The organism is Nocardia barduliensis (assembly GCF_013315795.1).
Classification (GTDB): Bacteria; Actinomycetota; Actinomycetes; order Mycobacteriales; family Mycobacteriaceae; genus Nocardia; species Nocardia barduliensis.
Window position 1 is genome coordinate 1 of the sequence record NZ_JABLTE010000299.1, and the last position, 436, is coordinate 436.

A 436-nucleotide genomic window follows, 5' to 3' on the forward strand; every position below is an offset into this window, starting at 1 on the left:
CTCCAGGACCGGCAGGTCGGGCAACGGCTGGGTCACGTCCATGTAGCGTTGCAGGCAGTCCCAGAAGGCCAGGGCATTGACCTTGTCGAGACCGAGGGAGTGGACGCGGGTGGCCAGACAGACCTTGTTGTCGGTATAGCGGTGATGCAACCAGAGCGCATAGTCGTGGCTGCCGTAGCCACTGGGCAGCAATTGCAGCACCGGATCGAACTCGTCGAAGGGAGCGACGAACAGGCGGCGGAAGCGACGCTTGAAGCGGAGCATGCCGTCCAGGCGATTGAATTCACTGCCATCTTGCTTGAAGACTTTGCTGTAGAGCCAAAGGATGGCGCTGAAGCCGACTGCACCCATAAAATAAGTAGCTACGCCTATCCAAATTGCTATTTGCAAACCATTGGTTCCAAATATTGTTCCATACTGGTACAAAGCCAATGGG

Annotated in this window: 1 protein-coding gene; it reads right to left on the reverse strand. The window is 56.2% G+C overall.

What is annotated here, in order from left to right; genetic code table 11:
- A partial coding sequence (locus HOV91_RS41365; protein WP_217441625.1) for a hypothetical protein occupies positions 1 to 351 on the reverse strand: 351 nt, incomplete at its 3' end.
- Positions 352 to 436 lie beyond the last annotated feature (85 nt).